This is a genomic window from Bradyrhizobium sp. USDA 241, assembly GCF_049739505.1.
GTDB classification, from domain to species: domain Bacteria; phylum Pseudomonadota; class Alphaproteobacteria; order Rhizobiales; family Xanthobacteraceae; genus Bradyrhizobium; species Bradyrhizobium liaoningense.
On sequence record NZ_JBMGPZ010000004.1, the window covers coordinates 531,499 to 557,198 of the forward strand.

23 protein-coding genes and 3 pseudogenes are annotated in these 25,700 nt (G+C 65.4%); 10 read left to right on the forward strand and 16 right to left on the reverse strand.

All coding sequences use genetic code 11. The annotated features are described in order from the left end of the window. Nucleotides 1-134 precede the first annotated feature (134 nt). Both ABIF91_RS12240 and ABIF91_RS12245 read left to right on the forward strand, forming a co-directional pair. Complete coding sequence (locus ABIF91_RS12240) at nt 135-1,013, forward strand: MJ0042-type zinc finger domain-containing protein (protein ID WP_028178894.1); 879 nt, start codon at nt 135-137, stop codon at nt 1,011-1,013. Between the two features lie 106 nt (nt 1,014-1,119). After that, the gene (locus tag ABIF91_RS12245; RefSeq protein ID WP_424579173.1) at nt 1,120-1,494 is read left to right on the forward strand and encodes a response regulator; all 375 of its coding nucleotides are present in this window, start codon (nt 1,120-1,122) and stop codon (nt 1,492-1,494) included. A 149-nt stretch (nt 1,495-1,643) separates the two neighbouring features. Here the strand turns inward: ABIF91_RS12245 and ABIF91_RS12250 are convergent, their stop codons facing one another. Then, nucleotides 1,644-4,322: a TIGR02302 family protein gene (locus tag ABIF91_RS12250; RefSeq protein ID WP_028178896.1), complete on the reverse strand. Its 2,679-nt coding sequence runs from the start codon at nt 4,320-4,322 to the stop codon at nt 1,644-1,646. A 169-nt stretch (nt 4,323-4,491) separates the two neighbouring features. Here ABIF91_RS12250 and ABIF91_RS12255 point away from each other — a divergent pair, with 169 nt between their 5' ends. Then, nucleotides 4,492-4,875 (forward strand): carboxymuconolactone decarboxylase family protein, encoded by a 384-nt coding sequence (locus ABIF91_RS12255; protein ID WP_028178897.1) that lies wholly within the window; start codon nt 4,492-4,494, stop codon nt 4,873-4,875. Between the two features lie 351 nt (nt 4,876-5,226). On the opposite strand, the pseudogene ABIF91_RS12260 reads toward ABIF91_RS12255, so the two are convergent. The 3 genes and pseudogenes from ABIF91_RS12260 to ABIF91_RS12270 form a co-directional block, all read right to left on the reverse strand. Continuing rightward, nucleotides 5,227-6,072, reverse strand: a pseudogene (locus ABIF91_RS12260) (IS110 family transposase); the annotation flags it as partial. A 9-nt stretch (nt 6,073-6,081) separates the two neighbouring features. Beyond that, nucleotides 6,082-7,146 carry an IS630-like element ISRj1 family transposase gene (locus ABIF91_RS12265; RefSeq protein ID WP_026192128.1) on the reverse strand — a complete coding sequence of 355 codons (1,065 nt, stop codon included), beginning with the start codon at nt 7,144-7,146 and terminating at the stop codon, nt 6,082-6,084. A 43-nt stretch (nt 7,147-7,189) separates the two neighbouring features. Beyond that, nucleotides 7,190-7,393: pseudogene (locus tag ABIF91_RS12270) on the reverse strand (IS110 family transposase); the annotation flags it as partial. A 228-nt stretch (nt 7,394-7,621) separates the two neighbouring features. Here ABIF91_RS12270 and ABIF91_RS12275 point away from each other — a divergent pair. Further along, complete coding sequence (locus ABIF91_RS12275; RefSeq protein ID WP_028182118.1) at nt 7,622-8,530, forward strand: NAD(P)-dependent oxidoreductase; 909 nt, start codon at nt 7,622-7,624, stop codon at nt 8,528-8,530. Between the two features lie 52 nt (nt 8,531-8,582). Here ABIF91_RS12275 and lysA read toward each other — a convergent pair whose 3' ends face one another. From lysA to argH, 3 genes and pseudogenes are all read right to left on the reverse strand, one after another. Beyond that, nucleotides 8,583-9,848 (reverse strand): diaminopimelate decarboxylase, encoded by a 1,266-nt coding sequence (gene lysA, locus ABIF91_RS12280; protein WP_028182117.1) that lies wholly within the window; start codon nt 9,846-9,848, stop codon nt 8,583-8,585. Further along, a complete protein-coding gene (lptM, locus tag ABIF91_RS12285) occupies nt 9,845-10,165 on the reverse strand; it encodes an LPS translocon maturation chaperone LptM (RefSeq protein WP_424579174.1) in 321 nt (106 codons plus the stop codon). The genes lysA and lptM overlap by 4 nt, the downstream gene beginning before the upstream one ends. A 91-nt stretch (nt 10,166-10,256) precedes the next feature. After that, nucleotides 10,257-11,655, reverse strand: a pseudogene (argH, locus tag ABIF91_RS12290) (argininosuccinate lyase). 105 nt (nt 11,656-11,760) lie between these two features. Here argH and tlpA point away from each other — a divergent pair. Then, a complete protein-coding gene (gene tlpA / locus ABIF91_RS12295; protein ID WP_028182114.1) occupies nt 11,761-12,426 on the forward strand; it encodes a thiol:disulfide interchange protein TlpA in 666 nt (221 codons plus the stop codon). Nucleotides 12,427-12,430: 4 nt separating this feature from the next. Here the strand turns inward: tlpA and ABIF91_RS12300 are convergent, their stop codons facing one another. The 6 genes from ABIF91_RS12300 to ABIF91_RS12325 all read right to left on the reverse strand — a co-directional run bounded on the left by ABIF91_RS12300 (nt 12,431) and on the right by ABIF91_RS12325 (nt 16,360). Next, nucleotides 12,431-12,625 carry a hypothetical protein gene (locus ABIF91_RS12300; protein WP_028182113.1) on the reverse strand — a complete coding sequence of 65 codons (195 nt, stop codon included), beginning with the start codon at nt 12,623-12,625 and terminating at the stop codon, nt 12,431-12,433. A gap of 71 nt (nt 12,626-12,696) precedes the next feature. Continuing rightward, on the reverse strand, nt 12,697-13,578 hold the full coding sequence (locus ABIF91_RS12305) for a 3-hydroxybutyryl-CoA dehydrogenase (protein ID WP_028178516.1): 882 nt from the start codon (nt 13,576-13,578) through the stop codon (nt 12,697-12,699). Between the two features lie 194 nt (nt 13,579-13,772). Next, the gene (locus ABIF91_RS12310; RefSeq protein ID WP_028178515.1) at nt 13,773-14,717 is read right to left on the reverse strand and encodes an electron transfer flavoprotein subunit alpha/FixB family protein; all 945 of its coding nucleotides are present in this window, start codon (nt 14,715-14,717) and stop codon (nt 13,773-13,775) included. Beyond that, nucleotides 14,717-15,466, reverse strand: a complete 750-nt coding sequence (locus ABIF91_RS12315; RefSeq protein WP_028178514.1) for an electron transfer flavoprotein subunit beta/FixA family protein — start codon at nt 15,464-15,466, stop codon at nt 14,717-14,719. Before ABIF91_RS12315 ends, ABIF91_RS12310 begins: the two co-directional genes overlap by 1 nt. Nucleotides 15,467-15,592: 126 nt before the next feature. Further along, complete coding sequence (locus ABIF91_RS12320) at nt 15,593-16,165, reverse strand: cob(I)yrinic acid a,c-diamide adenosyltransferase (protein WP_028178513.1); 573 nt, start codon at nt 16,163-16,165, stop codon at nt 15,593-15,595. Beyond that, nucleotides 16,166-16,360, reverse strand: coding sequence for a twin transmembrane helix small protein (locus tag ABIF91_RS12325; RefSeq protein WP_028178512.1), 195 nt, complete (start codon nt 16,358-16,360; stop codon nt 16,166-16,168). A 309-nt stretch (nt 16,361-16,669) separates the two neighbouring features. Between ABIF91_RS12325 and ABIF91_RS12330 the strand changes: the two genes are divergently transcribed. Next, nucleotides 16,670-17,563 (forward strand): YihY/virulence factor BrkB family protein, encoded by an 894-nt coding sequence (locus tag ABIF91_RS12330; protein ID WP_028178511.1) that lies wholly within the window; start codon nt 16,670-16,672, stop codon nt 17,561-17,563. On the opposite strand, the gene ABIF91_RS12335 is transcribed toward ABIF91_RS12330, so the two are convergent. Continuing rightward, nucleotides 17,490-18,758: an ATP-binding protein gene (locus ABIF91_RS12335; RefSeq protein ID WP_028178510.1), complete on the reverse strand. Its 1,269-nt coding sequence runs from the start codon at nt 18,756-18,758 to the stop codon at nt 17,490-17,492. The genes ABIF91_RS12330 and ABIF91_RS12335 overlap by 74 nt on opposite strands. A 101-nt stretch (nt 18,759-18,859) precedes the next feature. Further along, the gene (gluQRS, locus tag ABIF91_RS12340; RefSeq protein ID WP_028178509.1) at nt 18,860-19,729 is read right to left on the reverse strand and encodes a tRNA glutamyl-Q(34) synthetase GluQRS; all 870 of its coding nucleotides are present in this window, start codon (nt 19,727-19,729) and stop codon (nt 18,860-18,862) included. Nucleotides 19,730-19,919: 190 nt separating this feature from the next. Here gluQRS and ABIF91_RS12345 point away from each other — a divergent pair, with 190 nt between their 5' ends. After that, nucleotides 19,920-20,573, forward strand: a complete 654-nt coding sequence (locus tag ABIF91_RS12345; RefSeq protein WP_028178508.1) for a DNA-3-methyladenine glycosylase family protein — start codon at nt 19,920-19,922, stop codon at nt 20,571-20,573. Between the two features lie 232 nt (nt 20,574-20,805). Here the strand turns inward: ABIF91_RS12345 and ABIF91_RS12350 are convergent, their stop codons facing one another. Then, a complete protein-coding gene (locus tag ABIF91_RS12350) occupies nt 20,806-21,693 on the reverse strand; it encodes a LysR family transcriptional regulator (RefSeq protein WP_424579175.1) in 888 nt (295 codons plus the stop codon). Between the two features lie 179 nt (nt 21,694-21,872). Between ABIF91_RS12350 and ABIF91_RS12355 the strand changes: the two genes are divergently transcribed. From ABIF91_RS12355 to ABIF91_RS12365, 3 genes are read left to right on the forward strand one after another with little or no spacing between them, the layout of a single operon-like run. Beyond that, complete coding sequence (locus tag ABIF91_RS12355; protein ID WP_424579362.1) at nt 21,873-22,847, forward strand: NAD(P)H-dependent flavin oxidoreductase; 975 nt, start codon at nt 21,873-21,875, stop codon at nt 22,845-22,847. 31 nt (nt 22,848-22,878) lie between these two features. Further along, nucleotides 22,879-24,057, forward strand: a complete 1,179-nt coding sequence (locus ABIF91_RS12360) for an ABC transporter substrate-binding protein (RefSeq protein ID WP_424579176.1) — start codon at nt 22,879-22,881, stop codon at nt 24,055-24,057. 22 nt (nt 24,058-24,079) lie between these two features. Next, on the forward strand, nt 24,080-25,606 hold the full coding sequence (locus tag ABIF91_RS12365) for an acyl-CoA synthetase (RefSeq protein WP_424579177.1): 1,527 nt from the start codon (nt 24,080-24,082) through the stop codon (nt 25,604-25,606). Nucleotides 25,607-25,700: the final 94 nt, after the last annotated feature.

Genomic DNA, 25,700 nt, shown 5'->3' on the forward strand with positions numbered 1-25,700 from the left:
GCCGCCGTTATGGTTTCCGGTTCGTTAACGGTCGGCCAGTAGCATAGTTGGCAGCATCCCTGCCGCCCGGTTCGCCGCCACCGGCTGATCGTCAAGATTCGTCCAAGACCTCGTTCATGCATCAAGGCTCGTCCATGCATATCGTCTGCCCCCATTGTATGACATCCTACGCCATCAAGCTCGCGAGCCTTGGGGCCAACGGACGGGCGGTCCGCTGCTCCCGTTGCAAGGAGACCTGGATCGCCCATGCCGAGGATGCCATCGAGGAGGCGTCCGTTCCGGCCATGGCCGCTGCCAGCCGAGCCGACGACCAGTCCGACCTCGCCGAGCAATGGAACTCCTATGCCAAGGACGACGGCGCCGCGAATGCGCCTGTCGTCGACAGCCCGTCGATCGCCAGCGACTGGCCGGATGAAGAGGTTCGCGAGACCGAGGACGAATGGTCAGCGGCAGCCCGTCAGGCCGAAGAGGAGACCGCCGGCGCGCAGCACCAGTCCTGGTTCCGCGGCCTGTTCCGCCGCCGCGGCGCACGGGTGAGCCGCCCGGTCTCCACCACGGCTCCGCGGAGATCCTATTTTGGCCTGCCGACCGCCTGCACCGCGATGGGCGCGCTGGTACTGGCCCTTATGGTCTGGCGCGGCGACGTGGTGCGGCTGCTGCCCCAGACCGCGGCATTCTACAAGATGGTCGGGCTCGAGGTGAATCTGCGCGGCCTGGCCTTCAAGGACGTCAAGCTCTCCAGCGAGACCGTAGACGGTAAGCAGGTGCTGGTGATCGAGGGCGTGATCGTCGGGGAGGGCAAGAAGCCGCACGACATCCCGCGGCTGCGCTTTGCCGTGCGCGACGCCCAAGGAGCCGAGATCTACGCCTGGAATACGGTGCTGGAACAGACGGTGCTGCGGCCCGGCGAGCGCGCCTTCTTCCGCTCGCGCCTGGCCTCGCCGCCGCCGGAGGGCCGCAATATCGACGTTCGCTTCTTCAACCGGCGCGACATTGCCGGCGGCAGCGTATAACCGATCAGGCCATTTGTTGGAGCATGATCTTTGCGGGAAACCGCTACGCATTTTTCCGGATCATGCTCGAGGTCCGGCACGGAAGGTTGATCCCAAGGTTGGTCTCATGCCGAAAATCCTGATCGCCGACGACGAGGATTCGATGCGCCAGCTGGTGGCGCGCGCCATCGCCATGGACGGCCACGAGACCGTCACCGCCCAGGACGGCGCCGAGGCGCTGGAGATCCTGATCCGCGAGGACGGCGCTTTCGATCTGTTGCTCACCGACATCCAGATGCCGGTCATGGACGGCATCGCGCTGGCACTCTCCGCCGCCCGCGATTTCCCTGATCTGACCATTTTGCTGATGACCGGCTTTGCCGACCAGCGCGAGCGCGCCTCGAACCTGAATGCGCTGGTGCATGATGTCGTGACCAAGCCGTTCTCGGTCCCCGACATCCGCACGGCCGTGGCGGATGCGCTGGCGGCAAAGAAGGGCTAGCGCGGCGGCTACACTTCCCCTGTCATGCCCCGGCTTGACCGGGGCATCCAGTACGCCGCGGCGGATGTGGCAAGAGCGAGCTCTTCAACGCCGGTCTCTGGAATACTGGATCGCCCGGTCAAGGCCGGGCGATGACACCGAGTGTGGAGTTAAAACTCCTTCAGCAGCCGCTCGATATAGTCGAGCTCGATCTGCGGGCGCGAGGGATCGCCGAGACGACGGCGGAGCTCTTCGAGAATGCGGCGGACCCGCTGGGTGTCGATCTCGCCGGGAATCTTGACCGTATAATCGTCACCATATTCGCGCCCATGCAGCGGACGGCCCAGCGGGTCGGTCTGGTTGCCGCCGCTCTGCTGGCGGCCGGCGCGCTGGCCGGGGCCGTCGCCCTGGCCGTCGCCATCGCCCTGCTGCATCGCCTCGGCCATTTTCTGCGCACCCTTGCGCATCGCGTCGAGCGCCTTGCCCTGCGAGTCCACGGCGCCGTCGGCATTGCCCTCGCCGAGTTTTGATCCCGCATCGCCCATGGCGCCGTCGGCGGCGTCCAGACTGCCATCGCCATCGCCCTGGTCGCCGTCCTGATCGCCGTTCTGGCCGGGCTGGCCCTGGTCCCCTTGCTGACCCTTCTGTCCCTGTTGGCCTTTCTGCCCTTTTTCGCCCTTCTGCGTGAGGCCGCGCTTGGCAAGCTCGTCCTGCAGCTTCTTCAGGCGGTCGCGCAGCCCCTGCTGGTCCTGCTGCAGCTCCGACATGGACTGATCGCCCTGCTGCTTGCCGCGCGAGCGATCGCGCCGGGAATCCTGACCCTGCTTGAAGGTCTTGTCGCGCAATTGCTGCTGCTTGCGGATCATGTCGCCGAGCTCGTTGAGCGCCTGCTCCATGTCGCTCTCGCCGGACTGCCCCGGCTGCGCCATCTGCAGGCCCTCCAGCATCTGCTGGAGCTGCTCGAGCAACTGCTTGGCGGCATCCTTGTCGCCGGAGCGCGACAGGCGCTCCATCCGGTCGATCATGTTCTGCAGGTCCTGCTGGCGCAGGACCTTGGTGTTCGGATCGAGCGGCCGCGCCAGCTGCTGCGGGTCATTGTTGTTGCGGAACTGCTCGGCGAGCTGGCGCATGAAGTCGTTCAGCGCCTGACGCAGGTCCTGCGTCAGCTTCTTGATCTCTTCGTCGCTCGCACCGCGCTCCAGCGCCTGCTTCAGCGCGTCCTGAGCCGCGCGCAACGCCTTCTCGACATCCGAGATCTTGCCGTCCTCGATCGTCACCGCAAGCGCCCACAGGCTCGCCACGACCTCGCGCAGGGCATCATCGGTGCGTGCGGCCTCGAGCTGTCGCGCAACGCTGTGCAGGCCGAGATATTGTCCGGGCTCCGGCGTAAACATCTCGGGCGCGATCATCAGCGCGTCGAGCGCGGCATACACGTCCGAATTCTTGTTGGCGTCGAGCGCGAGAATGCGGCGCTGCTCGATCAGTGCACGGGCCAGCGGCTTGGTAAAGAGCCGTTCGGGCAGGCGCATGTTGAACGGTTCGCTTGTGGCCTCATTGCCGGCCTCGTCCTTGGCCGTGAGGGTCAGCGTGACCTCGGCGCCGGCATAGGGATCCTCGCTGAGATCCTTCACCGACTGTCCGACGCCGTTGCGGGTCCGCGCATTCGGCAGCGCGAGCGGGAAGTGCGGCGGCTGGAACAGCGGACGCGAAGCCGTCCTGGTGTCGCCATTGCCGGCAGCAGCCTTATCGCCGGGAGCAGCCTTCGCCCCGCCCTTGGCGTCGTCCTTGGCCCCATCCCGGGCATCGATCGAACGCAAGGCAAATTTCGCCTCGGCGCCGGTGACGCCGTAATCGTCCTCGATCTTGTAGGCGAGCTGGAGCGCGCCGCGCGCCTGGCGCTCCGGGTCCTTGGCGAGTGCAATCGTCGGCGCCCGATCCGGCGTTGCCGCAAACGCCCATTGCGGCTGGCCGGAAGGCGCGCGGACATGCGCCGTGCCGTCGCCGGAGATGGCAAAATGCCTTTCGTTGGTCCCCTTGGGGCTGGCTTCGGTGGGGGCAACCTCCTTGAGGCCGCCGGAGACGGCGACATCCAGGCTGCCGCCCGAGGAGCGCACGATCAGGGTCGAACCGGCGGGAACGGCGAGCGGACCGCTGGCGGGCAGGGCCGCAGCTTCCTTGTTGGCGGCCGACAGAATGACCGGAGGCCTGCCGGTGTACAGCGGCGGCGTGACCCAGGCATCGACGCGAACATTGCTCGGCGCCAGCACCCCGTTCCAGTCGAAGGCGGCGCCAAGCCGCATCGCACGCTCGTCGCCGGCGGCGAAGTAGGTCGCAACCAGCATCACCATGACCAGCGCGCGCAACGCCCAGGGGTCGTGAAGCGCGAGTCGCGGGTGCGGCAGACCGGCGCGGATGCGCTTGAGGGACGCCAGCGTACGCTCGCGCTGCGCCTGCCACAGCGCCTGCGCGACCGGATCTTGCGAGGTCAGCGTGTCCGTGAGCGTCGTGGCCGGGCGGTGACGGATGCCGGAGCCACGGTCGAGCCGGGCGAGCGCTTCCGCGCGGCTCGGCCAGCGGAAGCCAAGCAACGGGAACAGGGCGGCGGCCGCGATCGCGGCGAAGAGGGCGAGACCGATAGCCCTGGCAATGAACGGCAGTGCCAGCCAGAGACCGGCCCAGGACACCACTAGGAACAGGCCGGCGACGGTCAGAAGGCGCGCCACATTGGGCCAGGCACGCTCCCACGCGATGGCATAAGTGGCCCGATCGAGGGCCTGCGCCAGCTTCAGCCGCGACAGCGCATCACTGCTGCGGATCGGGTCTGACGGGTCGGGGGTGACGCCGTTCAATCAGCTCTCCAGGTTGCCCGGTAGAGAAGAGCCTATCACAACGGCAGCACTGAGGCATCCGTTCCTGTACGGGAGAACCCCCTTTTCCCGCATAACACGAGGACGTGACTGGCCCGGCGCAACCCCGTAATTTCCGCGCGCCATCCCTGAGGGACACGAAGGAAACGCCATGGACAAGAAGATGCACGACAAGGGCCTGGAAGTCCGCAAAGCGGTGCTGGGCGAAGCCTATGTCAACAACGCCCTGAAGAACGTCGACGATTTCAACCGCCCGTTCCAGGAGATGCTCAACGAATATTGCTGGGGCACGGTGTGGGGCCGCGACGAGCTGCCGCGCAAGACCCGCAGCATGCTCAACATCGCCATGATCGCGATCCTCAACCGCCAGCACGAGTTTCGCGCACATCTCAAGGGTGCGCTGACCAATGGCGTGACGCGCGAGGAGATCCGCGAGATCCTGATGCAGGTCGCGATCTACGGCGGCATGCCGGCCGCGGTCGACAGCTTCCGGATCGCGCGCGAGGTGTTCGCGGAGATCGACGGGAAGGCGTGAGGGGCGTGCGGTGAGTGAGGGACGCAACGCCCTCACCTCCGTCGTCCCGGACAAGCGAAGCGTAGCGCTGATCCGGGACCCATATGTGGACGGCCTCCGTGGCACAAGAGCTTTGTGAAGGTTTTGATCGGATCGCTTGCATCCATATGTCCGGCCTGTTGGTTCGGCGTGTTAGACCGCTGGCCAAGATGGTTTCCGCGACACGAGCTCCAATCAACCACGCGACCTTGATCGGCCAATGGGTCCCACGGATTTGCTCGCATCTTCGGTCGATCGATCGCACCATCTCCTCTGCTCTTGCAGCTCCGGTTCGGCCGGTGGGTGAACCCGCCGGTCGGCCGAATCTCTCAACTATGCGGCGGCTGGCGCTTGGTCGGCTCGGGCATTCAGCCGCGCGCTGTCATATTCCTGTGCCGTCGTCATCAGCTTCCAGGCGATGCGGGCCATCTTGTTGGCGAGTGCCACTGCGGCAAGCTTCGGTGTCTTGCGCTTCAAGAGCTCGACGAGCCAATGTGGACCGGAATCTTTCGCCATCGCTTGCTTGACCACCGAGGTCGCCCCGACCACCAGCAGTTGACGCAATCTCTCATCGCCAGCGCGGGTGATCTTGCCGAGCCTGGTCTTTCCCGCAGTGGAATGGTCCTTGGGGGTCAAGCCGAGCCAGGCCGCGAACAGTCTTCCTGAGCGGAAGGCATGCGGATCTGGCGCCTTCATGACCAGTGCCGCAGCGGTGACCGGACCGACCCCCGGGATTTGTGCCAATCGCCGGCTCATGGCATCGGCACGGTGCCAGGCCACAAGCTTGGCCTCGACCGCCTTCAGCTCGACTTGCACCTGGTCATATTGGCGGGCAAGCATTGCAAACAGCTCGCGAGCCAGCGCTGGAACACGATCGTCCTGTTTGATCGTCGCCAGGAACGCGGCAAGCTTGTCCAGCCCCTTGGCTGCTATCAAACCGAACTCCGCCGCATGACCGCGGATCGTATTGGAGAGCTGGGTGCGACGCGCGACCAATTGCTCGCGTACGCCAAGCAGCATCAGCGCCGCCTGCTGCTCGGCCGTCTTCACCGGAACGTAGCGCATCCGCGGCCGGCTCGCCGCCTCACACAGTCCTTCCGCGTCGCGCCCGTCGTTCTTGTTGCGCGGCACGTAAGGCTTGACCAGCTGCGGCGCGATCAGCTTGACCGTGTGCACTAGTACCCGGAATCAGAGCTGAGTGATACGGCGGCCTTTGAAACGGCGTTGACGGACCTTTTTCTTGGTCCAGACGAAGGGCTCGGCTCTGTCGTTGTATGCGTTGACGTAGGCATCGATGTGTTCCTGAAGCTGCTTGAGGCTCGTGAAGGAGGTGCCGCTGAGCGACTGCCCCTGCAAGATGGAAAACCATACTTCGACCTGATTGAGCCATGACGCACTTGTCGGCGTGAAATGAAATTGCACGTTGGGGTGGGCCTTGAGCCAGTCCTCGTTCTTTTTATGGGTGTTGAGGTTGTCGAGGATGACGTGAAGCTTGCGGTTCGGAAAAGCCGCGGTGACGCTGTTCATGAAATCGAGAAACTCGACGCGGCGCCGGCGTTTTGAATGGGTCGCGATGATCTTTCCGGTGGCGACTTCGAGCGCCGCAAACAATGTTGTGGTGCCATGCCGCTTGTAATCGTGGCTTTGGCCGGTCAAGGCGCGGCCATTGGGCAACTTCAGATAACCCTGCGCTCGCTCCAAAGCCTGGATCGAGGGCTTCTCGTCCACGCACAGCACAATGGCCTTCGCCGGCGGCGCGACATAGAGGCCGACAACATCGGCGGCTTTGGCCGTAAAGTTCGGGTCGTTGCTCTCGCACCAGGACTTGCGAGCCACCAGGTCAATCTTGTGGCTGCGCAGGAACCGCCAGACATATTGGACATCGACATCGCCCAGCGCCTCGGCCAGCAGGGGGCCGGTCCAGCGCGCAAACCCTTGCGGTGGCGGCTTATCCAGCAGCTTCAGAATCCGCTTGTCGGTCGTCTTCGTATAGATCGGCTGCTTGCCAGGCCGCGGCTTGTCTTGCAGCCCTTCAAGGCCATGGTCGGCATAGCGATGCCGCCAAAGGCTGACAATCCGCGGCTGGACCCCAACTTCCTTGGCGATCGACCGGGTGCTGCGCCCATCCGCCGCCAACAGAACTATCCGCGCCCGCTTCAAATCGCGCTGCAACGTCACCGGTGAGCGACAGCACGCCTCAAGCACCTTGCGATCTTTCCTCGAAAGGTGGACTTCTCTTGCTTCGGGTATCATCCCGACCTTGAATCACGACTCACGTTCCAAGAAAAGTGGGTACTAGCTTGCCAAGCTCCCGCGCCAGGTAGTGCGCCGCCCCGCAAGCCTCGATCACAATCACCGTCGCCGGCAGCTTGGTAAAAAACTCCAGCATCGCCTTGCGGCTCAGCCGCTTGCGCAACACCACTTGCTCCGAAGCGTCAACGCCATGGAGTTGAAAAATATGCTTCGACGTATCCATCCCAATGCGGATAATCTGGCTCATGGACGGCTCCTGTGAATGGGTCTTTGACAACCTCATTCTGGCACAACTGATGCCGTAGGGGCCGTCCACACCATCAACCACAGGACCACGTGGTTGCGGGGACTCGGAGCTAGCCTTACGCGCCACAACTCCTCCCTGGGGTTATGGGTCCCGGATCGGCGCGCGCTTTGGGCGCGCTTGTCCGGGACGACAGCGGGGATGGAGCAACAACCACCAAAAGGAAACACCATGGACATCGGATTCATCGGGCTCGGAAACATGGGCTTCCCGATGGCGCGGCGGCTGATCGAGGCGGGACACAAGCTCGTCGTCTTCGATACGCGCAAGGAGGTCGCAGACAAGCTGGTGTCGCGCGGCGCGACTGCGGCGGCGTCGCCGAAGGACGTCGCCGATCAGGTCGAGACCGTGATGGCGAGTTTGCCTTCGCTGCAGGCTTCACTCGACGTCGCAACGGGAGCGAACGGCGTGATCGAGGGAAGCCGCGCAAAACGCTTCATCGATCTGTCGACCGTCGGCTCGACGATGGCAAAGAAGATCCACGCCCTTCTGGCCGAACGCAACATCGTGCAGATCGACTGCCCCGTCTCCGGCGGCGTCGGCGGCGCCGAGAAGGGCACGCTGGCGGTGATGGTGTCAGGACCTAGGGCCGAGTTCGAGCTGCTGAAGCCCGCGCTCGACGTGATCGGAAAAGTGTTCTTCATCGGCGAGAAGCCCGGCGCGGCGCAGACCATGAAGCTCGCCAACAATTTCCTGTCGGCTACAGCGATCGTGGCGACCTCGGAAGCGGTGGTGATGGGCGTGAAGGCAGGGCTCGATCCCGCCGTGATGATCGACGTCATCAATGCGGGCTCCGGCATGAACACGGCGAGCCGCGACAAATTTCCGCGCGCGGTGCTGCCGCGCACGTTCGACTTCGGCTTCGCGACGGGGCTGATGGTGAAGGACGTGCGGCTGGCGCTGGAGGAGATGAAGCAACTCGGCCTATCGATGGAGGTTGCCGACGCGGTCGGGCGGCTATGGGAGACCGTGATCGGCTCGGAAGGCGCCGAGTCCGATTTCACCGCCGCGATCAAGCCGATCGAGAGGAAGGCGGGAGTTGTGGTTGGCGGCGCAAAGGGCGGATCGGCGGGGAAGTAGCGCCGCCCCTCCGCGGGGACGACACCGAGGTTGTTGAGTCGACGTCGTCAACTCACAGCCACGGCGCGGGCTTGTCCATCGCGATGAGCTGCTCGACCTCGATGCGCGGGCGCACCACGGCGTATTGATCGCCCTTCACCAGCACCTCGGGCACCAGCGGGCGCGTGTTGTAGGTGCCGGCCTGCACGGCGCCATAGGCGCCCGCGGTCATGATGGCGAGGAGATCGCCCGGCTTCGGCGCCGGCAGCGTGCGGTCCAGCGCGAGATAGTCGCCGGTCTCGCAGACCGGGCCGACGACGTCGGCCATGATGGTGGCCGCGCCCTTTTCCGGCTGCGTCACCGGCAGAATGTCGTGATAAGCCTCGTACAGCGTCGGGCGGATCAGATCGTTCATCGCGGCGTCGATGATCACGAAGTTCTTGCCGTCGCCGTGCTTCACATAGATGACCTTGGCAACCAGGATGCCGGCATTGCCGACGATCATGCGGCCGGGCTCGAACATCAGCGTGCAGCCGAGATTGTGGCTGACGCGCCTGACCATGGCGGCATAGGCGTCGGGCGCCGGCGGCGCCTCACGGTCCATGTAATATGGGATGCCGAGACCGCCGCCGAAATCGACGTGGCTGATGTTGTGGCCGTCGGCGCGCAGCGTCTGCACGAATTCGGCGAGGATGCGGAACGCGGTCTCCATGTTGGAGAGGTCTGTGATCTGGCTGCCGATATGCACATCGGTGCCGGTCACTTCGATACCGGGCAGCCTGGCGGCGCGCGCATAGACCTCGCGCGCATGCGCGATCGGGATGCCGAACTTGTTCTCGGACTTGCCGGTCGAAATCTTGGCATGCGTGCCGGCATCGACGTCCGGATTGACACGGAGCGAGATCCGCGCGGTCTTGCCCATCGCGGTCGCAAGGCGCGACAACAATTCGAGCTCGGGCTCGGATTCCACGTTGAGGCAGAGGATGTCGGCGGCAAGCGCGGCGCGCAGCTCCTCTTCCGTCTTGCCGACGCCGGAGAATACGATCTTGCTGGCCGGGAAACCGGCGGCCAGCGCGCGCTTCAATTCACCGCCGGAGACGACGTCGGCGCCGGCGCCGAGCTTGGCCAGCGTGCGCAGCACCGACTGGTTGGAGTTCGCCTTCATGGCGTAGCAGACCAGAGCCTTCTCGCCGGCGAAGGCATCGGCGAAGACGCGGTAGTGCCGCTCCAGCGTCGCGGTCGAATAGCAATAGAACGGCGTGCCGACGGTGGCGGCCAGCTCGGACAGGTTCACCGCCTCGGCGTGCAGTACGCCGTTGCGATAGTCGAAATGGTTCATGGCGCAGGCTCGCTTGTCCCGGCTTTTTTCCTGCCGGGAGGTTCGTCCAGGAGCGGGTCGAGAATAAACGGTTTCTTCCGGCCCCTGGCCGCCGCGGGCGCGGCATCCGCGCTGGAGGTAGGGTCGAACAGACTCGGCGTCTTCTGGGCCGCGGTCTCGGTATCGACGGGCGCGGCGCCGGTGGCTGCAGGCGCGTTGGAGGCGGTCGGCGGCAGATCCAGCGGGCCCTTTCGGCCGCAGCCGGCAAGCGCGAGCGCCGTCAGGCTCAAGACAATGATGGCCCACCCCGAGCCGGCCGGGCGAAACTTTGACGTCACGACGAAATCCCCACTACGCGGCGCACCATACAGAGATTGGCGCGCTCTGGCGAGAGCCGGATGACCATGAAACATAAGCGAAATTTTGCCCTCAGCCCAATTTTCGCTCTTTTTCCAGCCGCTTCGCCCAGGCCTTGGCCTGGGACGCGACGTTCTTCGGCGCGGTGCCGCCGAAACTGGTGCGGCTCTTCACCGACGATTCGACCGAGAGCACGCCGAACACGTCCTTGGTGATTTTGGGCTCGATCGCCTGCATATCGCTCAGCGACAGCTCGTGCAGCGCGACGCTCCCCTCGGCGGCCCTGGCGACGATGCGGCCGGTGACGTGATGGGCCTCGCGGAACGGCCATTTTCAGCGTCCGCACCAGCCAGTCGGCGAGGTCGGTCGCGGTGGCGTACCCCTCGCCCGCCGCCGCTTTCATCTTGGCTTCATCCGGCACAAGGTCGCGGACCATGCCGGTCATGGCGCGGATCGCCAGCGACAGCGCGGCGAAGCCCTCCATGGCACCCTGCTTGTCCTCCTGCATGTCCTTTTGATAGGCGAGCGGCAGGCCCTTCATGACGATCAGGAGGCCGTTGAGCGCGCCGATGACGCGGCCGGTCTTGGCGCGCACGAGCTCGGCGGCGTCCGGGTTGCGCTTCTGCGGCATGATCGAGGAGCCGGTGGTGAACTTGTCGCTGAGGCGGATTAGGCCGACCAGCGGCGAGGTCCAGATCACGATCTCCTCGGCAAAGCGCGACATGTGCACGGCGCAGATCGAGGCCGCCGACAGCGTCTCCAGCACGAAGTCGCGATCGGAGACCGCGTCGAGCGAGTTCGCCATGGGGCGGTCGAAGGCAAGCGCCTTGGCGGTGGCGTGGCGGTCGATCGGGAACGAGGTCCCGGCGAGCGCGGCCGCGCCGAGCGGTGATTCGTTCAGCCGCTTGCGCGCATCCTGGAAACGGCCGCGGTCGCGCGCGGCCATCTCGACATAGGCAAGCAAGTGGTGGCCGAAGGTGACGGGCTGCGCGGTCTGCAGATGCGTGAAGCCGGGCATCACGGTGCCGGCATGCTCCAGGGCACGCTCGACCAGCGCCTGCTGGAACGCCGCGAGCGCGGCATCGGTCTCGTCGATGACGTCGCGGACGAACAGGCGGAAATCTGTCGCGACCTGGTCGTTGCGCGAACGCGCGGTATGCAGGCGGCCGGCGGCGGGGCCGATCAACTCCGACAGGCGGCTCTCGACATTCATATGGATGTCCTCGAGCGCGCGCTTGAACGCGAAGCCGCCCTTGCCGATCTCTGACAAAATCGTGTCTAGACCCTTGCCGATATTTTTCGCATCAGAGGCCGTAATGATGCCCTGCGTGGCCAGCATGGCAGCGTGGGCCTTGGACGCGGCAATGTCCTGGGCGAAGAGGTGACGATCGACGTCGATGGAGACGTTGATCTCTTCCATGATCTCGTCGGGACGTTCCGAGAACCGGCCGCCCCACATCTTGTTGCTCATGATCCCCTGCTCACGCCTTGCCTGTCGCTAGCCACGTTTGCTGGCCTCGGCCAACCGTATTAAGAGGCCCCTGATAGCCATATCTGCGACCGGATGACAAACGTTATGCTCGACAAGAAGCCCTCCGCCACGCGCCGCATCCCCCTCGTCATCGCCACCGTGGCGATCGGAGGGCTGGCCGGCTTCGCCGCGCTGTACGGGCTCGGCCTGAGCCGGTCGCCTGGCGGCGATCCGGCCTGCCGGACGGCGGTGGCAACGGCACAGAAGATTGCCCCGCTCGCCCATGGCGAGGTGGCGGCACTGACCATGGCGAGCGCCCCCTTGAAGCTGCCCGACCTCGCCTTCGAGGACGCCGACGGCAGGCCGAAAAAGCTGTCCGACTTCCGTGGCAAGACATTGCTGGTGAACCTCTGGGCTACCTGGTGCGTGCCCTGCCGGAAAGAGATGCCGGCGCTGGACGAGCTCCAGGGCAAGCTCGCGGGCCCGAATTTCGAGGTGGTGGCGATCAATATCGACACCCGCGACCCGGACAAGCCCAAGAGCTTCCTGAAAGAGGCCAACCTGACCCGGCTCGGCTATTTCAGCGATCCGAAAGCCAAGGTGTTCCAGGACCTTAAGGCCATAGGCCGGGCACTCGGCATGCCGACCTCGGTGCTGGTCGACCCGCAGGGCTGCGAGATCGCGACGATCGCGGGGCCGGCGGAATGGGCGAGCGAGGACGCGCTCAAGCTGCTCCGCGCCGCGACGGGCAAGGCCGCCGCATCGCTTTAGGAATTCAGGCGGTGACGTTGAGATTGCCGCCGACGCCGGGGCCGACGTTGGCCAGCGAGGGTTGGCCAGCGCCCATCAGCGTCAGGACGGTCGACTTCTCCATGTCCATGTTCTGCTTCGTCAGCGTCGCCGCGATATTCGATTGCAGCGCGCCTTGCTGAGCGGCCAGCATGGTGCTGACCATCGCCATCATGTCCATTACGCGAACCCTCTTACCGGCCGTAACCGAGGCGCGAGAGGTTAACGCGACATGAATTGACACGAAGCGGATCAGCGCGTCGGAACCGGCTTGGCACCGCGGTAGTCGTAGAAGCCGCGCTGGGTCTTGCGGCCGAGCCAGCCGGCCTCGACGTATTTCACCAGCAGCGGGCACGGGCGGTACTTGGAGTCCGCCAGCCCCTCGTGCAGCACCTGCATGATGGAGAGGCAGGTATCGAGGCCGATGAAATCGGCGAGTTCGAGCGGGCCCATGGGATGGTGAGCCCCGAGCTTCATCGCGGCGTCGATCGCCTCGACGTTGCCGACGCCTTCATACAGCGTGTAGATCGCCTCGTTGATCATCGGCAGCAGGATGCGGTTGACGATGAAGGCCGGGAAATCCTCGGAGACCGCGACCTGCTTGCCGAGCTTGCCGACGAATTCCTTGGCGGTCTCGAAGGTGGAGTCGTCGGTTGCGATGCCGCGGATCAGCTCGACCAGCTCCATCAGCGGCACCGGATTCATGAAGTGAATGCCGATGAATCGCTCCGGGCGGTCGGTGGCGGCGGCAAGCCGCGTGATCGAGATCGAGGACGTATCGGAGGCGACGATCGCCTCCGGCTTCAACACCGCGCAGAGCTCGTGGAAGATCTTGCGCTTGACCTCTTCCTTCTCGACCGCGGTCTCGATGACGAGGTCGCAATCGGCGAGATCGTCCAGTTTTTCGGCGAGCGTGATGCGCGCCATCGCCTTGACCTTGTCGTCCTCGGAGACGGCCTTCTTGGAGACCTGGCGCGCCAGATTGCCGTTGATGGTGGCCATGCCCGACTTGAGACGGTCGGGCGAAACGTCGTTGAGCACCACGTCGAAGCCGGCCAGCGCCGCGACATGCGCGATGCCATTGCCCATCTGACCCGCGCCGATCACGCCGACCTTCTTGATCACTGCCGCCATCATGTCATCCACCGGAACGGCGCGCGACGAGCGCACCCTGCCTATCCCCTTGAGCCGGGAGGTCCGATTTAATCAGAACCTTGGCTCGAAACCTAGATTGGATCGCTTCGAAGGCGCGCCCACGCCAAAGAAAACGCCCCAGAAATGCAACACCGGCCGGAGTGTATACCTCCGGCCGGTGTTTTCGATGCCTTTTACTTGCCGAGCTTGCCGAGTTCGGCCGTCAGCTCCGGAACCGCCTGGTAGAGATCGGCGACCAGGCCGTAATCGGCAACCTGGAAGATCGGTGCGTCCTCGTCCTTGTTGATCGCAACGATCACCTTGGAGTCCTTCATGCCGGCCAGATGCTGGATGGCGCCGGAAATGCCGACCGCGACATAGAGCTCAGGCGCCACGACCTTGCCGGTCTGCCCGACCTGCCAGTCGTTCGGCGCATAGCCCGCATCGACCGCCGCGCGCGAGGCACCGACGCCGGCGCCGAGCTTGTCGGCGAGCGGCTCGATGTATTTGGCGAAGTTCTCGCGGCTCTGCATGGCACGACCACCGGAGACGATGATCTTGGCCGAGGTCAGCTCGGGACGATCGCTCTTGGCAACCTCCTCGCCGATGAACGACGACAAGCCCGGATCGGCGGCCGCCGCCACGTTCTCCACCGCAGCGCTACCACCCTCGCCTGCCGCGGCGAAGGTCGAGGTCCGCACCGTAATGACCTTCTTGGCGTCCTTCGACTTCACCGTCTGGATGGCGTTGCCGGCATAGATCGGGCGCTCGAAGGTATCGGGCGCGACCACCTTGATGATCTCGGAGACCTGCATCACGTCGAGCAGAGCGGCGACGCGGGGCATCACGTTCTTGAAGCGCGAGGTCGCCGGTGCGACGATCGCGTCATAGCCGGAAGCCAGCGAGACGATCAGCGCAGCCAGCGGCTCGGCGAGATCGTGCGCGTAGAGGTCGCCATCGGCGAGCAGCACCTTCTTGACGCCGGCGAGCTTGGCGGCGGCATCCGCCGCGCCCTTGGCGTTCTGGCCGGCGACCAGCACCTCGACATCCGCACCGAGCGCGGTGGCCGCGGTCAGGGCCTTGTTGGTCGCATCCTTGAGCGACGCATTGTCGTGTTCGGCAATCAGAAGCGTCGTCATCAGAGCACCCCGGCTTCGTTCTTGAGTTTCGACACCAGCTCGGCGACGTCCTTGACCTTGACGCCTGCCTTGCGGCCCGCCGGCTCCGTCGTCTTGAGAACCTCGAGACGCGCGGCGACGTCGACGCCGTAATCGGCGACGGTCTTCTCCGCGATCGGCTTCTTCTTGGCCTTCATGATGTTGGGCAGCGAGGCATAGCGCGGCTCGTTGAGGCGGAGATCGGTGGTGACGATCGCCGGTCCCTTCAGCTTGACGGTCTGGAGGCCGCCGTCGACTTCGCGCGTGACCTTGAAGTCGGACCCTTCGACCTCGAGCTTCGAAGCGAAGGTCGCCTGCGACCAGCCGAGCAGCGCGGCCAGCATCTGGCCGGTCTGGTTCGAGTCGTCGTCGATCGCCTGCTTGCCGAGAATGATCAGGCCCGGCTGCTCTTCGTCGGCAACCTTCTTCAGGATCTTGGCGACGGCGAGCGGCTCGACGGCGCCTTCAGCCTTCACCAGGATGCCGCGGTCGGCGCCCATGGCGAGACCAGTGCGGATCGTCTCCGATGCCTGCGCAGGTCCAATGGAGACCACCACGACCTCGGTGGCCTTGCCGCCTTCCTTCAGGCGCAGCGCTTCCTCGACCGCGATTTCGTCGAACGGGTTCATGGACATCTTGACGTTGGCGAGTTCAACGCCCGATCCATCGCCCTTGACGCGGACCTTGACGTTGTAATCGACCACCCGCTTTACCGGCACTAAGACCTTCATCGATCCTCTTTCACTCAATCTGGGAGGGGGGTTATCAACTGGCGCGGAACCTAAAGGCCTGATCTGCCCCGGTCAACGCGCGAACGGGTCTAATTTTGGCCTCCTGAAATGCGGGAGCGCGATGGGTCAGCGGTTCTGGCCGGGAACCCAGAGCACGTCGCCGGCGCCATTGCCGTTAGCCATCCGGCTCGCCACGAACAGGAAGTCGGACAGGCGATTCATATATTGGATGCCAGCCGCGCTGACCGGCTCGCCGGGCCGGGCCGCCAGTTCCACGATCGCGCGTTCCACCCTGCGGCATATCGTGCGCGCCACATGCAGATGGGCTGCGGCCGGCGTGCCGCCGGGAAGCACGAAGGAGGTCAGCGGCGCGAGCTTGTCGTTCAGCGTGTCGATATCGCGCTCGAGCCGCTCGACCTGGCTGGTCACCACCCGCAGCCGCTCAGCCTTACCCTCCCGTTCGGGCACGGCGAGATCGGCGCCGAGATCGAACAGATCATTCTGGATGCGGCCGAGCATCGCATCGAGTTCGGGCAGGTCTTGCGTGTAGAGCCGGACGACGCCGATCGCGGCGTTGGTCTCGTCGACGGTGCCGTAGGCTTCGATGCGAAGATCGTATTTCGGACGCCGCTCGCCGGTTCCGAGCGCCGTCGTGCCGTCGTCACCGGTCTTGGTGTAGATACGGTTCAACGTGACCATTTAGCGCCCCATCGCCCAGACCGCGAGCATCGCGATGATGATCGCCACGAACTGAAGCAGCACGCGCCAGCGCATCAGCTTCTGCGAGGTATTGGGCGAGCCGCCGCGCATCATGTTGATGAGCCCGAGCAGCAGCACCAATGCCACGGCGCCGGCGGCCGCCGGCAGGATGAAAGTACTCAAGAGAGATGCCATCGGACGTAGATAACACCGTGTGCGACGGTCCGCCATCTCCCCAGTGTCTCCATTCCGGGGCGATGCGGCGGGACCGAGCGAAGCGAAGCCGGCGCGTCGAGCCCGGAATCCATCGCGCCACTTGCGCTGCGGCTGGATGGATTCCGGGCTCGCGCTTCGCGCGCCCCGGAATGACGGCGGGGCGCTTCGCGATCTGGCTTTTGAGCCAATAATGTCAGAAGCTGCCTAAATGATTTCCGATTTGTGTCCCTCGCCGACCGTCTTCCCCTCCCCCCGCAAGCGGGAGGAGGGAGCAGTACAGGACAAGCCGTGAAAGCGATCCGCTACATCTACGTCGTCGTGATGGACGCGTTCTACACCTTCCTTGCCGATGACGGCTGGGCGATCGCAAGCCACATCGCACTGTCGACGCTGATGGCGCTGTTCCCGTTCCTGATCGTGCTGACCTCGCTCGCCGGCGTCTTCGGCTCCAAGGAACTCGCCGACCAAGCCGCCAGCCTGATGCTCCAGATCTGGCCCAAGCAGGTCGCCGATTCGATCTCGGGCGAGGTGCATGACGTGATGACCACGACCCGCACCGGCATTCTCACCATCGGCGCGGCGCTGTCGGTCTATTTCGCCTCCAACGGCGTCGAGGCGCTGCGGGTCGCGCTCAACCGCGCCTATGCGGTGGTGGAGATGCGAAGCTGGTATTGGCTGCGGCTGGAATCGATTGCCTATACGCTGATCGCAGCTTTCACTGCGCTCGCCATGGCGTTCCTGATCGTGCTCGGTCCGCTGATCATCGAGGCCGCGCGACGCCACATTCCGCTGTTCGTCGAATCGAACGAAAGCATCCTCACCTGGCTGCGCTATGGCATCACCATCGGCGCGCTCGTGGTTGCGCTGTTCATCCTGCACGCCTGGCTGCCGGCGGGACGGCGCAGCTTCCTCCAGATCATGCCGGGCATCATCTTCACGGTGATGGCGTCGCTGGTCTCCGGCGTCGTCTTCGGACAGTATCTGGCGCGCTTCGCCAACAACTACGTGACCATGTATGCGGGGCTCGCCTCGGTGATCATCGCGCTGGTGTTCCTGTATTTCATTGCCGCGATCTTCGTTTACGGCGGTGAGCTCAACGCCGCGATCATCAAGTCGCGGCTTCCTCATGGCGTGTCGCTTCAAGCAGCGCAGTCGCTAAAGCCCGCGGAGACACAGGCTTGACCAGGAAGGCGTCGGCGCCGGCCGCGCGCGAAGCTGCCTCGTCCTCGCCGCGACCGGACACGCCGATGATCGGGATCCGAGCCAGCGGCGTCGACAGCGCGCGGATCCGCCTGATGGCCTCGATACCGTCGATGCCCGGCAGCACCATGTCCATCAGCACCGCGTCGAACGCGCCCTGCTCCAGCCGTCCGACCGCGTCCTCGCCGCGTCCGATGAACTCGGCTTGATGGCCGAGCTCGGTCAGGATCGTGTTGAGCACGACGCGGCCGAACGGATTGTCCTCGACGCTGAGCACGCGAAGGCCCGCGACCGCCTCGGGCTCGCCGCCGCCCTTCGCCTTGCTGCTCTTGCCCGATCCCGTGGCGTCCAGCGACACCGTCAACGTGAAGGTGGCGCCACCACCGTGGCGCGGAGCGACCGTGATATCGCCGCCCATCGCACGCGCCAATTGCTTGACCGAAGAGAGCCCCAAGCCGGCGCCGCCGAAGCGCGAGGCGATGGTGACATTGGCCTGGGTGAACGGGCGGAACAGCCGCTTGATCTCCGCCATGGTCAGGCCGATGCCGCTGTCGGACACCGCAAAGAAGACACCGACCCTGCCCTTGCCCTTTGCTTTGGCTTTGGCGGGACGCCACGGCTTGACTGCGAGCGCCACGCCGCCCTGGTCTGTGAACTTCACGGCATTGTCGATCAGGTTCTCGAGCGCCGCGCGCAGGCGGACGGGATCACCGACCACGAGTCCAGGCAGCTTGTCGGAGATCTCGACCTCGGCCTGGAGACCTTTGGCCGCGGCGCGGCCGGCCAGCGAATCGCCGGCGCTGCGGGCGAGCGTCCGTAGATCGAACAGGTCCTGCCGCAGCGTACTGCCGCCCTTCCCCGTTCCCTTGCCGGTTCTGGCGGCATCCACGAACAGCGTGGCAAGGCTCGCCAGATGCTCAGCACCGGCCTTGATGGTATCTGCCCACCGCCGCTCCCGTTCACCGAGATCGGAAGTCGCGAGCAGATCGCTGATCGCCAGAATGCCGGTCAGGGGGGTGCGGACCTCATGGGCAAAGGCGGCCAGCGCCGCCTGGACCACGTCGGGCGCGACCACCTTGGTGCTGCGCTTGCGCACCTTTCCGGCCGTCCCGGACCGCTTCCGAGGCAGCCGCCTGGACGTCCGCGTGGTGCGCACTGGACGCGTTTTCGCCGCCATGAATCCCCTTCGAAGTACTCTCTTCGAACCCCGCGCGGACCAAGCATGGCACGGAGGAACACCCGGAGTCACGGCGACGTTTTGCTAACCCCCAGAGAAACTTAACCTAATCCCACCAGCTGGCGGACGCCGGCCGGCGTGATGCCGGCCGCGCGCAAGGCGCGCAGGCCGGTCGACCGGCTCGATTTCGACAGCTTCCGGCACGCCTCATCGCGAATCAGCCGGTGATGGCGATAGGCGGGCTCGGGCAGGCCGAGCAGGACCTGGAGCAGGCGGTGCACCGAGGTGGCGTAAAACAGGTCCTGGCCCCGCACGATCTCGCTGACGCCCTGGAGCGCGTCGTCGACGACCACCGACAGATGGTAGCTGGTCGGCGTCTCCTTGCGGGCCAGGATCACGTCGCCCCACGCCTCCGGCCGCACTGGAACGATGCCGCGCTCGCCGTCCGGTCCCTCGCCGCGCTCATTCCAGCTCAGGCGGGCGGCACGGCGGCAGGCGGCCTGCATGTCGAGCCGCAGCGCATAAGGCGCGCCTGATGCGATCAAATGCGACCGTTCGTCAGCCGACAATGATTTGGCGTCGCCGGGATAAAGCGGCGCACCGTCGGGATCGCGCGGCCACGGCCCGTCCACCTCGCGCGCGGCGACGAGCCTTGCGATCTCGGCGCGGCTTTCGAAGGCGGGATAGACGAGACCGAGCGCAGAGAGCCTTTCCAGCGCGGCACGATAATCACCGAGATGCTCGGACTGCCGGCGCACTGGCGTTTCCCAGGCAATTCCGAGCCAGGCGAGATCCTCGTAGATCGCCGTCTCATATTCCGGCCGGCAGCGCGTCGCATCGATGTCCTCGATCCGCAGCAACAGCCGCCCGCCGGTCTCCCGCGCACGATCGAAGTTGAGCAGCGCGGAATAGGCGTGGCCGAGATGCAGCAGGCCGTTGGGGCTGGGGGCAAATCGGAAAACGGGTGGCATCATGCGACATATCTCGTCATGGCCGGGCTCGCCCCGGTCATCCACGTTCTTCGGTGCCGCCTGCCGATCATGTCAAGGTGCCGGACAAACACCACGACCACCGCTCGTGCTAGACAATACGTCGCGGTTAGAAAGACGTGGATGGCCGGGACACGCCCGGCCATGACGTCGGAGAGCTTGTCGGACCATCATGACCATCCACCTCGAAACCCAGTCCGATCTCGAAGAGGCCGTCCACGCGCTGATCAAGCGCGATCCGCGCCTCAAGCCCGTGCTCGAGATCGCGGGCATGCCGGCGCTGCGGCGGCGCGAGCCGGGCTTTACCGGCCTTGCGCACATCGTCTGCGGACAGCAGCTCTCGACCGCGAGTGCCGCGGCGATCTGGGGGCGGCTGTCGGCCGCGTTCGATCCGTTCGACCATGACACAGTGCGCCGCGCCCGCACCGACCGGCTGGGGCGGCTCGGCCTTTCCGCCGCGAAGATCAAGACGCTGAAGCATCTGGCACGCGAAATCGCCGCCGAGCGGCTGAACCTCGACGTGCTCGCGGAGGAAGATGCCGATGCCGCCCATCACACGTTGATCGCGCTGCCCGGCATCGGTCCCTGGACCGCCGACGTCTACCTGCTGTTCTGCCTCGGCCACGGCGATGCCTGGCCGGCCGGCGACCTCGCCGTGCAGGAGGGCATCCGCATCGGACTCGGTCTGAAGGCGCGGCCGACCGAGAAGCAGATGGCGCCGCTCGCCGAGCCCTGGCGCCCGCTGCGCGGCGCGGCCGCGCATCTGTGGTGGAGCTATTATCGCGCAGTGAAGAAGCGCGAGGGCGTGCTCGCGGGATCGGGCTAAAGTGCGATGAGATTGGGTTTGATTGCCACAACGCAGGTACACTCCCTCTCCCGCTTGCGGAGAGGGTTGGGGCGAGGGTGCTTCCGCAATGCGACAATCCCTAAGAGGAGAAAGCCCTCACCCGGCGCGTCGGACGATGCTTCGCATCACCCGGAACGCGCCGACCTCTCCCGCAAGCGGAAGAGGTGAACGAGCCGCCGCAGTCATCGATTCGACCTACAGCGATTCTGTTTTAACCGCGCAGCCTCGCGCGGTCGGCCCGGGCGCATTCGGCGACGAGATCTACCACGGCGCGCACCGCCGGAAGCTCGACGAGGTCGGGATGGGCCAGCAGCCATAGATCCGCGACGCTGGCGAGCTTCTGCGGGGCGACGCGAACGAGATCGGAATAGGCTTCGGCGACGAAGCACGAGAGCGCGGAGATTCCGATCCCGGCGCGGACCGCCGCCAGCATGTCCCCCTGGGACGAGCAGCGCATCACCACCCTCGCCTGCCGCGTGACGACGTCGCTCCAGCGCGCGAGTTGCGCATTGGACGTCTGGTCGGCGAAGCCGATGACGCTGTGCTCCTTCCACTCGCCACGCCGTTCGGGCAAGGACCGCCCGGCGGCATAATCGCGCGAAGCATAGAATCCCGTGCCGAGACGGCCGATCTTGCGGCCGACCAGGTTCTCCTCGCCGCTGTCGAAGGGCCGCAGCACAACGTCGGCCTCGCGACGGCGGACGCTTGCCGGAAACGGATGGGTGATGATCTCGAGCTGGATATGATCGTGTGCACGCAGGAAGACGGGCAGTCGCGGCATCAGCCAATGCGAGGCCAGCGTCGCGCCGATCGACAGCTTGACGATGCCGCGCGCCTTGTGCCCACCAGCCGCGACCGCGGTCTCGGCCCGTAGCGCCGCGGCCGCCATTGCCTCGGCGTGCTCACGCAACGTCCTTCCATCCGCGGTCAGCGCCAGGCCGTCGGCGGCGCGCGCCACCAGTCGGGTGCCGAGCTGGGCTTCCAGCGCCGCGATCTTGCGGCTGACGGTGGGATGGCTGGTGTGCAGCCTGCGGGCGGCGGCGGTGAAGCTGCCGGTATCGGCCACCGCGACAAAGGTCTTGCAAAGGTCCCAGTCCATCGGACGCCCTGTTCATAACTGAATGATGATCCGTTCATTATTGAACGGCCGGAGCGCGCCGTCCAACCTTATAGTGGGATCAAATCCGCAAACGCGGGCGGCAGTCCGCCCGTGCGACAATCAACAGGGAAACGCCTCGTCATCCGCCCGCCGGCGGGGCCGCGTTTCAGGAGGACATGATGGCGCTGCCCACTCTCTTGAAGGATTCGCTCGAGCTGCCCGTGGTCGGCTCGCCCCTCTTCATCGTTTCCGGACCGGAACTGGTGATCGCCCAGTGCAAGGCAGGCGTTGTCGGCTCGTTTCCCGCGCTCAATGCCCGCCCGGTCGAGAAGCTGGACACGTGGCTGAGCCGCATCGAGGACGAACTCGGCGAATACAGATCGCGCAATCCCGGCAAGAAGGTTGCGCCCTACGCCGTCAACCAGATCTACCATGCCTCCAACGACCGGCTGATGAAAGACATGGAGACCTGCGTAAAGCACAAGGCGCCCATCATCATCACCTCGCTGCGGCCGCCGGCGGAGATCGTCGAGGCCGCGCACTCCTATGGCGGGCTGGTGTTCCACGACGTCATCAACGTCAAGCACGCCCGCAAGGCCGCCGAGCAAGGCGTCGACGGGCTGATCCTGGTCTGCGCCGGTGCGGGCGGACATGCCGGCACGCTGTCGCCGTTCGCGCTGGTACGCGAGGTCAAGCAATGGTTCGACGGCGCGATCCTGCTGTCGGGCGCGATCAGCGACGGCTTCGGCATCGCCTCCGCGCTGACGCTGGGCGCCGACCTCGCCTATATGGGCACGCGCTTCATCGCGACGCAGGAAGCCAATGCCGACGCAGCCTACAAGTCCGCGCTGACGCAGCACGCCGCGCACGACATCGTCTACACCAACCTGTTCACCGGCGTGCACGGCAACTATCTCGGCCCCTCCATCGCCGCCGCCGGATTGGACCCGGACAATCTGCCGGCCGCCGACAAATCGAAGATGAACTTCGGCTCCGGCGGCAACATGAAATCGAAAGCGTGGCGCGACATCTGGGGATCGGGCCAAGGCATCGGCCAGATCACCGATGTCCCTCCCGTCGCGGGGCTCGTCGATCGGATGAAGGGTGAATTCGATCAGGCCCGGCAGGATTTCCTGATGCGCGCGAGCGCCTGACGTCTCGGACTGGCAAAAAAGGGAGGATGCAATGAAGCTGGCAGCCGCACTGATCGGCCTGTCCCTGCTGGCGCTGGCCAGCGGGAGCGCCCATGGCAGCGACGAGATCCGTATCGGACAGACCCTGCCCTACAGCGGGCCGGCATCCGGCTTCGGCGCGATCGGGCGGACGCAGGAAGCCTTCTTCGAGAAGATCAATGCCGATGGCGGCATCAACGGCCGCAAGGTCAAGTTCATCACGCTGGACGATGCCTACTCGCCGCCGAAGACGGTCGAGCAGACCCGCAAGCTGGTGGAGCAGGACGAGGTGCTGATGATGTTCGGCTCGCTCGGCACCGCCACCAACAGCGCCGTGCAGCGCTACCTCAACGGCAAGAAGGTGCCCCAGCTCTTCGTGCTCTCCGGTGCGACGAAATGGGTCGATCCGCAGAAATATCCATGGACCATGCCCGGCATGGCCGCCTACGAATCCGAGGGCGTGGTCTATGCCAAGCATGTGCTGCGAACCAAGCCCGGCGCCAAGATCGCCATCCTGTCCCAGAACGACGATTTCGGCCGCGACTATGTCGCCGGCTTCAAGCGCGCGCTCGGCGACAAGGCCGCCAGCATGATCATCGCCGAGCAGACCTACGAGACCAGCGCACCGACGATCAGCTCGCAGCTCTCGACCCTGAAGTCATCGGGCGCGGACGTGCTGTTCGGCGCCGTGCTCGGAAAGTTCACCTCGCAGATGATCAAGGGCGTCGCCGAGATCGGCTGGAAGCCTGAGCTGTTCTTCGTGCCGACCTCGGCCTCGTCGATCTCGTTCCTGGAGCCGGCGGGGCTCGACAACGCCGTCGGCCTGATCTCGTCGAGCAATCAGAAGGACACGATGGACCCGCAATGGGCCAGCGATCCCGGCGTGAAGGAATACTTCGCCTTCATGAAGCAATACATGCCGAACGCAGACCTCTCCAACTCCAACTACGGGGCCGGCTACCACTACGCGACGCTGCTGATGACCGTGCTGAAGGCGTGCAAGGGTGATTTCAGCCGCGAGAACATCATGCGCCAGGCGGCCTCGCTGAAGGAGGTGAAGCTGCCGCTGCTGCTGCCGGGCATCACCGTCTCGACCGGGCCAGACGACTATCTGCCGTTCCAGCAGCTTCAGCTCCGGCGCTTCAACGGCAAGAGCTGGGTCGGCTTCGGCGACGTGCTGGACGATCGCTGACCAGAACGGAACAGGACAGATCATGATCATCAGCGGCGAACGCCAGATCGGCTATGCCGAGATCCAGGCGCGCATCAGACGCGCGGCAAGCGGCCTTCGCGCCCTCGGGCTTGCCGAGGGCGCACCCGTCGCCATGATGCTACGCAACGATTTCGCCTTGTTCGAGGTGGTTGCGGCCTCGGCCGCGCTGGGCAGCCCGGTGGTGCCGATCAACTGGCATCTCAAGGCCGAGGAGGTCCGCTACATCCTGTCCGACAGCGGCGCGAAGATCCTGGTCTGCCACGCCGACCTGCTGCCGCAGATCCACGGCGGCATTCCGGAGGATGTCCGCCTGCTCGTGGTCGCGACGCCGCCCGAGCTCGCGGCGACCTTCGCCATTTCCCCGGAGCTGACGGCCGTCCCGGCCGGACTGGCTGATTGGGACCGTTGGCGCGACGGCCATGCGGAAACGCAGGCGCCGCCGCGCCGTGCCGCGGCGATGATCTACACCTCGGGGACCACGGGCATGCCGAAGGGCGTCCGGCGCATGCCGATGCAGCCCGAGCAGGCCGCCGCCTCCGAACGCGTCGGCGCGATTACCTACGGCATCAAGCCGCGCGAGGACCAAATCGTGCTGATCAACGGTCCGATGTATCATTCGGCCCCGCATTCCTACGGCATGATGGCGTTCCGCAACGGCTGCACCATCGTGCTCCAGCCGCGGTTCGCCGCCGAGGAGCTGCTGGCGCTGATCGAGCGCCACCGCGTGACCCATATCCACATGGTGCCGACCATGTTCGTGCGCCTGTTGCGCCTGCCCGAAACAGTCAGGCAACGATACGACCGGTCGTCGCTGCGCTTCGTTGTGCACGGCGCGGCGCCCTGCCCGCCCGAGGTGAAGCGGGCCATGATCGAGTGGTGGGGACCGGTCATCAACGAATATTTCGGCTCGACCGAGACCGGCATCCCGGTGTGGCACTCGGCCGAGGAGGCCCTGAAGAAACCCGGCACGGTCGGCCGCGCCATCGAAGGCGGCATCGTCAAGATCTTCCGCGAGGACGGCAGCCTCTGCGGCGCCAATGAGATCGGCGAGATCTACATGCGCCAGACGGCGGTGCCCGATTTCGACTATCACGGCAAGGCGCAGGCGCGCGCCGAGGCGGGGCGCGACGGTCTCGTCAGCGTCGGCGACGTCGGCTATCTCGACGAGGACGGCTACCTGTTCCTGTGCGACCGCAAGCGCGACATGGTGATCTCGGGCGGCGTCAACATCTACCCGGCCGAGATCGAGAACGTGCTGATTACCATGCCCGGCGTGCGCGATTGCGCCGTGTTCGGCATCCCGGACGCGGAATATGGCGAGCGGCTGTGCGCCTGCATCGAGCCCGATTTGGCCGAGCGGCTCTCCGCCGCCGCGGTGCAGGCTTTTCTGCGCGAGCGGCTGGCCAATTTCAAGGTGCCGAAGGAGATCCAGTTCCTGGATGCGCTGCCCCGCGAGGCAACCGGAAAGATCTTCAAGCGCAAGCTGCGCGATCCCTATTGGGCCGACCGGAGGCCGGGCGGGCCTTAGCCGGCCGCCACCGAATCCGCGCTTGAAGCATCGCCCGGCATATTCCGTCCGAGCAGGGCCGCATGCCTGCCTCGCTCGGGTCGCCCGCTTTTGG

Excerpts from the sequence above, each read along its gene's own strand:
- ABIF91_RS12325 (WP_028178512.1), bottom strand. The coding sequence starts at position 16,360 with ATGGCATCTCTCTTGAGTACTTTCATCCTGCCGGCGGCCGCCGGCGCC.
- ABIF91_RS12305 (WP_028178516.1), bottom strand. The coding sequence starts at position 13,578 with ATGGCGGCAGTGATCAAGAAGGTCGGCGTGATCGGCGCGGGTCAGATG.
- ABIF91_RS12240 (WP_028178894.1), top strand. The coding sequence starts at position 135 with ATGCATATCGTCTGCCCCCATTGTATGACATCCTACGCCATCAAGCTC.
- ABIF91_RS12360 (WP_424579176.1), top strand. The coding sequence starts at position 22,879 with ATGAAGCTGGCAGCCGCACTGATCGGCCTGTCCCTGCTGGCGCTGGCC.
- ABIF91_RS12310 (WP_028178515.1), bottom strand. The coding sequence starts at position 14,717 with ATGACGACGCTTCTGATTGCCGAACACGACAATGCGTCGCTCAAGGAT.
- ABIF91_RS12355 (WP_424579362.1), top strand. The coding sequence starts at position 21,873 with ATGGCGCTGCCCACTCTCTTGAAGGATTCGCTCGAGCTGCCCGTGGTC.
- ABIF91_RS12335 (WP_028178510.1), bottom strand. The coding sequence starts at position 18,758 with ATGGCGGCGAAAACGCGTCCAGTGCGCACCACGCGGACGTCCAGGCGG.
- ABIF91_RS12300 (WP_028182113.1), bottom strand. The coding sequence starts at position 12,625 with ATGGACATGATGGCGATGGTCAGCACCATGCTGGCCGCTCAGCAAGGC.
- ABIF91_RS12265 (WP_026192128.1), bottom strand. The coding sequence starts at position 7,146 with ATGATACCCGAAGCAAGAGAAGTCCACCTTTCGAGGAAAGATCGCAAG.
- ABIF91_RS12350 (WP_424579175.1), bottom strand. The coding sequence starts at position 21,693 with ATGGACTGGGACCTTTGCAAGACCTTTGTCGCGGTGGCCGATACCGGC.
- ABIF91_RS12345 (WP_028178508.1), top strand. The coding sequence starts at position 19,920 with ATGACCATCCACCTCGAAACCCAGTCCGATCTCGAAGAGGCCGTCCAC.
- ABIF91_RS12365 (WP_424579177.1), top strand. The coding sequence starts at position 24,080 with ATGATCATCAGCGGCGAACGCCAGATCGGCTATGCCGAGATCCAGGCG.
- lysA (WP_028182117.1), bottom strand. The coding sequence starts at position 9,848 with ATGAACCATTTCGACTATCGCAACGGCGTACTGCACGCCGAGGCGGTG.
- gluQRS (WP_028178509.1), bottom strand. The coding sequence starts at position 19,729 with ATGCCACCCGTTTTCCGATTTGCCCCCAGCCCCAACGGCCTGCTGCAT.
- ABIF91_RS12315 (WP_028178514.1), bottom strand. The coding sequence starts at position 15,466 with ATGAAGGTCTTAGTGCCGGTAAAGCGGGTGGTCGATTACAACGTCAAG.
- ABIF91_RS12275 (WP_028182118.1), top strand. The coding sequence starts at position 7,622 with ATGGACATCGGATTCATCGGGCTCGGAAACATGGGCTTCCCGATGGCG.
- ABIF91_RS12255 (WP_028178897.1), top strand. The coding sequence starts at position 4,492 with ATGGACAAGAAGATGCACGACAAGGGCCTGGAAGTCCGCAAAGCGGTG.
- ABIF91_RS12320 (WP_028178513.1), bottom strand. The coding sequence starts at position 16,165 with ATGGTCACGTTGAACCGTATCTACACCAAGACCGGTGACGACGGCACG.
- ABIF91_RS12245 (WP_424579173.1), top strand. The coding sequence starts at position 1,120 with ATGCCGAAAATCCTGATCGCCGACGACGAGGATTCGATGCGCCAGCTG.
- tlpA (WP_028182114.1), top strand. The coding sequence starts at position 11,761 with ATGCTCGACAAGAAGCCCTCCGCCACGCGCCGCATCCCCCTCGTCATC.